The 6,347-nt window shown below is 36.9% G+C and carries 5 protein-coding genes; 3 read left to right on the top strand and 2 right to left on the bottom strand.

Features of this window, described 5'->3' with window-relative positions; all coding sequences use genetic code 11:
• The coding region (locus G577_RS0110760) for a transposase (RefSeq protein ID WP_028790507.1) at nt 1–281 on the top strand (281 nt) is incomplete at its 5' end.
• 176 nt (nt 282–457) lie between these two features.
• Here G577_RS0110760 and rnjA read toward each other — a convergent pair.
• Together rnjA and G577_RS0110750 are read right to left on the bottom strand one after the other, a co-directional pair.
• Nucleotides 458–2,134: a ribonuclease J1 gene (gene rnjA, locus G577_RS0110755; RefSeq protein ID WP_028791163.1), complete on the bottom strand. Its 1,677-nt coding sequence runs from the start codon at nt 2,132–2,134 to the stop codon at nt 458–460.
• 1 nt (nt 2,135) lies between these two features.
• Nucleotides 2,136–2,348 (bottom strand): DNA-directed RNA polymerase subunit epsilon, encoded by a 213-nt coding sequence (locus G577_RS0110750; RefSeq protein WP_028791162.1) that lies wholly within the window; start codon nt 2,346–2,348, stop codon nt 2,136–2,138.
• A gap of 320 nt (nt 2,349–2,668) precedes the next feature.
• On the opposite strand from G577_RS0110750, the gene G577_RS0110745 reads away from it, so the two are divergent.
• Both G577_RS0110745 and G577_RS0110740 read left to right on the top strand, forming a co-directional pair.
• Nucleotides 2,669–4,402 carry an ABC transporter ATP-binding protein gene (locus G577_RS0110745; RefSeq protein ID WP_028791161.1) on the top strand — a complete coding sequence of 578 codons (1,734 nt, stop codon included), beginning with the start codon at nt 2,669–2,671 and terminating at the stop codon, nt 4,400–4,402.
• Nucleotides 4,399–6,153 carry an ABC transporter ATP-binding protein gene (locus G577_RS0110740; protein ID WP_028791160.1) on the top strand — a complete coding sequence of 585 codons (1,755 nt, stop codon included), beginning with the start codon at nt 4,399–4,401 and terminating at the stop codon, nt 6,151–6,153. The genes G577_RS0110745 and G577_RS0110740 overlap by 4 nt, the downstream gene beginning before the upstream one ends.
• The last annotated feature ends 194 nt before the right edge of the window (nt 6,154–6,347 follow it).

Raw genomic sequence — 6,347 nt, 5'->3', positions numbered from 1 at the left:
AACGTTTGGATCAATTATTAAAAACCGATTTGTCTCAGCTTCCTGACCCGTTTCAGCCCGTAGTCAAGACCTTTCGCAAGTATCGACAAGAGATCCGGCTGGCTTTAACGGTGCCTTACTCTAATGGTCCTTTAGAAGGTTTAAATAATCCTATTAAAGTCCTAAAACGAGTCGCTTATGGTTTCCATAGCTTTGAGAACTTTCGGCAACGGATCTTTTTATACCGAGGAAAGTATTTCCAACCCGGACCCTTACCTATACAAACTAAAAAAAGCAGCTAGACCATAGCGCCTAACTGCTTCCTTTATTTATCGAGTTTTCTTTACCAACACCAGTTGACAAAGAGCCAAAAATATCCGAACTATATTCACTGAGATCGGTTCATTGTTGTTTATTACCCCTTTCTCTATAGTTCAGATATTTATTCTTCAAAAGACTTATGTCTTAAGTTTCTTTTTTAATCGTCTGGTGTCATGATCATAGACAAAATCATAGGGTGGCGTTGTGTTTGCTCGACAAGGAATGGCTGTAGCGCTTGGCTCATTGCTTCTCTTAGTTTATATTCACTAGTATCTGATTGATTCAGCGCATTACGTAGTGCCTTGTAAAGGATATTTTGACCTCTTTTAATCAACTCGCCTGACTCACGCATATAAACAAATCCACGCGAGAGGATATCAGGACCTGCTAAAATTTCCTTTTTATTTTTATCGATAGTGGCAACAGCTATAACTAATCCTTCTTCAGAAAGCACCCGGCGATCCTTCAAAACAATATTTCCAATGTCACCAATCCCGCTGCCATCGATATAAACATCATCAGCATCGAAGTGTCCGCAAGGTCGAGCGGAGTCCTCAGTTAAAGCCAACATGTCTCCATTTTCCATTAAGAAACAATGATCTTTAGGAATACCTGTATTTTCTGCTAACTGGCTGTGAATTTTCAACATACGAAATTCACCATGTATAGGCATAAAATATTTTGGCTTCATTAAGCGTAACATCAATTTTTGTTCTTCTTGGCCACCGTGTCCGGAAGTGTGAATATTATTCAGTTTTCCATGAATAACTTCAGCTCCAGATTCTAGCAATTGGTTAATCAAGTGATTGACACTTGTCGTATTTCCTGGAATAGGAGAGCTAGAAAAGATGACTGTGTCATCCGGTTGGATTTGGATTTGTCGATGTGTTCCGTTGGCAATACGGCTTAAAGCAGCCATAGGTTCACCTTGGGAACCTGTACATAAAATCATCACTTTGTCTGCTGGTAAAGAGTTTAATTCACGAGCATCGACAAAGGTTCCTTCTGGTACATTGATATAACCAAGACGCTGTCCATTGGTTATTGCATTTTCCATACTGCGACCAAAAACGGCAATTTTTCGTCCATAAGCTACCGCAGCTTCTGCGGCTTGTTGTAAACGAAAAATATTGGAAGCAAAGCTAGCAAAAATGATTCGGCCTTCTACTTTTTCAAAAATTTTGATTATCGAAGAGCCAATGGTTTTTTCAGATTTGGTAAAAGTAGGAATTTCGGCATTTGTACTGTCTGAAAGTAAACAAAGTACGCCTTCTTCACCAACTTTAGCCATTTTATGCAAATTTGCTGGTTCGCCAACTGGTGTAAAGTCAAATTTAAAGTCACCAGTTTCAACGATATTTCCCGACGGCGTCTTAACAACAATTCCTAAAGCATCAGGAATACTATGTGTTGTTCGGAAGAAGCTGACGGAGGTTTTACGAAAACGAATAACAGTGTCTTCATTGATTTCATGAAGTTCAGCATCGCGTAGTAAACCATGTTCTTCTAATTTATTCGTAATTAAAGCCAAAGCTAATGGCCCTGCATAGATAGGAATATTTACTTGTTTTAATAAATAAGGAATCCCACCTATATGGTCTTCGTGACCGTGAGTCACAACCAAAGCTTTGACCTTTTGGATATTTTGTACAATGTAGCTGTAATCGGGAATTACATAGTCAATGCCAAGCAATTCATCTTCTGGAAATTTAATTCCTGCGTCAATTAAGACAATTTCATCTTGGAATTGAACCCCATAGCAGTTTTTCCCAATTTCTCCAAGTCCGCCAACAGCGAAAACTCCTGTTTCGTTGTTTTTTAGCGAGAGTTTCATTTTAAAACTCCGTTAAATGGAAATCTGTATGTTCTTTTTCATATTCTAAGTGATTTCCAGTTAATTCTTGTAGGTATTCGATATTATATGGGGTATTTTCTTCGACAGCTTGGCGAGCGGCCACTTCATTGTCAGCATCAATGTACAAAGAATGCGTTTGTTCTCTTTTAGGGTTACGTTCTTTTGTTTCTTGATAAAAAACTTTGTAAATCATGTATTTTTTCTCCTTTATTATCTTTTGATATTTATTTGACTTTTTTATTTAATTGAATAAGCAATTGCTGTTCCAATCCGTATTTGGTAACTTAATTCTTCTTTTAAGTTATAACCAATTGTCCATGGATAGTTTATCACACAAATAAAAATAAGTATAGAAATGCGCTAGTAAAAACAAGAAAATTACATGAAAATGAAGCATTTGTTACAATGAAAAAGCATTGAAAAAACTTGGTAAAAGGGTGTCCTATTTCTTTACTTTTTTCATTGCTGTGTGCTATCTTTAAAGTAATTGTACAAGTAGAGGAGGGAATAATTTTGAAATTAATGGTGCATTATACCTTGAAAAACAAAGGGTTATTATTCTTTAATTTCATTTGTGTTTTCGGGTTTATTATTATTGAACTAGGGTTACCTACGCTATTAAGTCAAATGATCGACGTGGGTGTAGTCAATAATGATGATGCTTATATTAAAAAAATAGGCTTAACTATGTTAGCTGTAGTTATAGTCGGTGTGTTAATGAATATCTCGTTAGGATATTTTATGACACGAATAACTACGAATGTCGCGGCCTCCATTCGCCAAGACCTTTTTGAGAAAATACAAGATTATTCTCACAATGAATATGAACAGTTAGGCGTTTCTTCATTAATTACTCGTGTAACTAATGATGCTTATCAGGTCATGTTATTTATGCAAAACTTTTTGCGGACTGGCTTTATGACGCCTATGATGTTTATTGCAAGTCTGGTTATGGTGCTGCGAACCAGCGGAAGTTTAGCTTCTTATGTGTTAATGGTATTACCTTTCTTATTGATTGGTGTTGTAGCAATTGCGGGATTTTCCAACCCGCTATCAAGAAAGCAACAAGGAAACCTTGACCGCATTAATAATATTTTACGTGAAAATTTATCAGGCTTGCGTGTGATTCGGGCATTTGTAAATGAAGATTTTGAAGAAGAACGTTTTGATAAAGTTAACAAAGCTTATGAAAAAAGTTCTAAAAATCTATTTCGCTTGATGTCTTCTGCTCAACCCGGTTTCTTCTTCCTTTTTAACATTGTTATGGCTTATATTATTTGGCAAGGAAGTATCCAAATTGACCAAGGTACTTTAGAAGTAGGAAATTTGATTGCTTTTATTGAATATATTTTCCACGCTTTGTTTTCATTTATGATGTTTTCTACCATATTTATGATGTATCCAAGAGCGGCCGTATCCGCAAACCGGATTAAAGAAGCAATGGATACAGAGCCAATCATTAAGTCCAAAGAAAATGGGGTTACACAAACAGAAACAAGTGGTTATCTTGCATTTGATGAGGTGACATTTGCTTATCCAGGACATGCCGAATCTCCTGTGATTCGGGACGCTGATTTTTCAACAAAACCTGGTCAAACAGTCGCCTTTATTGGTAGTACTGGTAGTGGGAAATCTACATTAATTCAATTAATCCCTCGCCTTTACGATGTTAGTGAAGGAGAAGTCTTAGTTGATGGCGTTGATGTTCGTGATTATGATATAGACGCTTTGCGAGCAAAAATTGGATATATCCCACAATCAGCTGTCCTATTTTCAGGGACAATTAGAGAAAACTTGCGCTACGGAAAAGAAGATGCGACAGATGCCGAATTAGAAGAAGCTTTGGATATCGCACAAGCTAGTGATTTCGTGGCTGAACTGCCTGATGGACTAGATACGCATATTTCTGAAGGCGGCGCAAACTTTTCTGGTGGTCAAAAACAACGTCTAGCCATTGCTAGAGCAGTAGTAAGAAGACCGTCTATCTACATTTTTGACGATAGTTTTTCTGCTTTAGACTTTGCGACAGACGCAAAAGTGCGCGAAAGAATTAATGAAGAAACAACCGATGCTACGGTATTGATCGTTGCTCAACGTGTTAGCACGATTATGGATGCGGATGAAATTATTGTATTGAACGAAGGAAATATTGTTGGAAAAGGAACCCATGAAGAGTTATTAGAAACAAGCTCGGTTTATTACGATATTGCTTCGTCTCAATTAACGAAGGAGGAGTTAGGAAAATGAATACTTTTTCTTCTTTAAGACGACTAGGTTATTATTTGAAACCATATAAATTTAAATTTATTTTGGTTATGTTTTTGGTAATAGCAACGGTTGGTTTTAATACAGCCTTGCCTTATGTGACTGGTCTTCCGACAACAGAAATTAGTCGAAACCTTTCAAATGGAGACCCGATCAATTTTGATTACATTAAACAAACCGTCATCGCGATTATCGTTATCGGTGTTGGCTATGGTGGGTCTCGATTGGCTGCTGGTTTGTTAATGACTGGCGTTGTTCAATCGGCAATGAAAGACTTGCGGGAAGATATTTCTCACAAAATCAATCGTTTGCCCGTTTCTTATTTTGATACTCGACAACAAGGGAATGTGTTTTCTCGGGTAACAAATGATGTCGACGTCGTCAGCGGAGCTTTACAACAGTCGTTAGTTCAATTAGTTAATGCCTTTTTGAGCATTGTTCTATCAGTCTCAATGATGTTTTATATTAATGTTTATATGGCATTAGCTGCTATAATTATGATTCCAGCTTCTTACTTTATTTCTCGTTTTATTATTTCAAGGTCCCAAAAATACTTTAATGGTATGCAAAATGCCTTAGGTGAAATGAATGGTTTTGTTCAAGAACACATGACAGGTTTTAATGTTACTAAACTATTTGGACAAGAAAAGGCAACGGCAGAAAACTTTAAAGAAGTTAACCGTTCAGTAAAAAATAATGGTTTTAGAGCTCAATTTATTTCTGGCCTAATGATGCCGTTAGTTCAATCGACAGCTTATTTAACTTATATTGTTATTGCCGTTGTCGGCAGTTTGTTTGTCCTAAGCGGCGCCATTGTTGTTGGTCAATTACAAGCCTTTATTCAATATATTTGGCAAGTCAGTCAACCAATGGGGAATATTACGCAACTATCCGCCATGCTACAAAGTGCTTCTGCTTCTTCACGACGTGTTTTTGAAGTCTTGGATGAAGAGGAAGAAGAAGCCAGTGAAGACGAAGTGCCTTTGCCAGAACATATTCGCGGTGATGTAGAATTTGATCATGTTAGCTTTTCTTATAAAGCAAATGAACCATTGATTGAAGACTTAAACCTTAGCGTCAACGCAGGGGAGACGGTGGCTATTGTTGGACCTACAGGCGCTGGAAAAACAACGATTATTAATTTATTGATGCGATTTTATGATGTGGATGAAGGTGCGATCAAAATTGACGGCATTGATACGAAACAAATGAACCGAAGCGATGTTCGTTCATTGTTTGGTATGGTATTGCAAGATGCTTGGCTGTATGGCGGTACGATTGCAGATAATATCCGTTTTGGTAAATTAGATGCCACCGATTATGAAGTCGTCGACGCCGCTAAAACAGCGAATGTTGATCATTTTATTCGCACTATACCAGAAGGCTATAATATGGAGATTGCTTCTGAAGGAGATAATATCTCTTTAGGACAAAAACAATTATTGACGATCGCAAGAGCTGTGATTTCTGATCCTGCTATTTTGATATTAGACGAAGCGACAAGTTCTGTAGATACTCGGCTTGAAGCGCTCATTCAAAAAGCGATGGATCAAGTCATGAAAGGTCGAACAAGTTTTGTCATTGCCCATCGCTTGTCAACGATCCGTGATGCTGATTTGATTTTAGTTATGGACCACGGATCCATTATTGAACAAGGGGATCATGAAACATTACTTGCTAAAAATGGCTTTTATGCGAATTTATATAATAGCCAATTTGCTCATCAAGAATAATAGAAAAACGCGACGCTGACAAAAGTTGGCGTCGTTTTTTTATTTAATAGGAGTTACTTTATTCTGTAAAAAAGGAAAATTAAGGGAAAGTTCATAAATAAGTTGATTTGGTTTTTTAACTTATTATTGAACAATGAATTTCAGTTATTTTATCCAATTTCTCGTTATTGATTAAAGGATCTTGTTTTCTTTAT

Source organism: Tetragenococcus muriaticus DSM 15685, assembly GCF_000423785.1.
Lineage (GTDB): Bacteria > Bacillota > Bacilli > Lactobacillales > Enterococcaceae > Tetragenococcus > Tetragenococcus muriaticus.
Note: the sequence above shows the minus strand (reverse complement) of the source record. Positions and strands in the feature narration are given on the sequence as shown.

Excerpts from the sequence above, each read along its gene's own strand:
- rnjA (WP_028791163.1), bottom strand. The coding sequence starts at position 2,134 with ATGAAACTCTCGCTAAAAAACAACGAAACAGGAGTTTTCGCTGTTGGC.
- G577_RS0110750 (WP_028791162.1), bottom strand. The coding sequence starts at position 2,348 with ATGATTTACAAAGTTTTTTATCAAGAAACAAAAGAACGTAACCCTAAA.
- G577_RS0110740 (WP_028791160.1), top strand. The coding sequence starts at position 4,399 with ATGAATACTTTTTCTTCTTTAAGACGACTAGGTTATTATTTGAAACCA.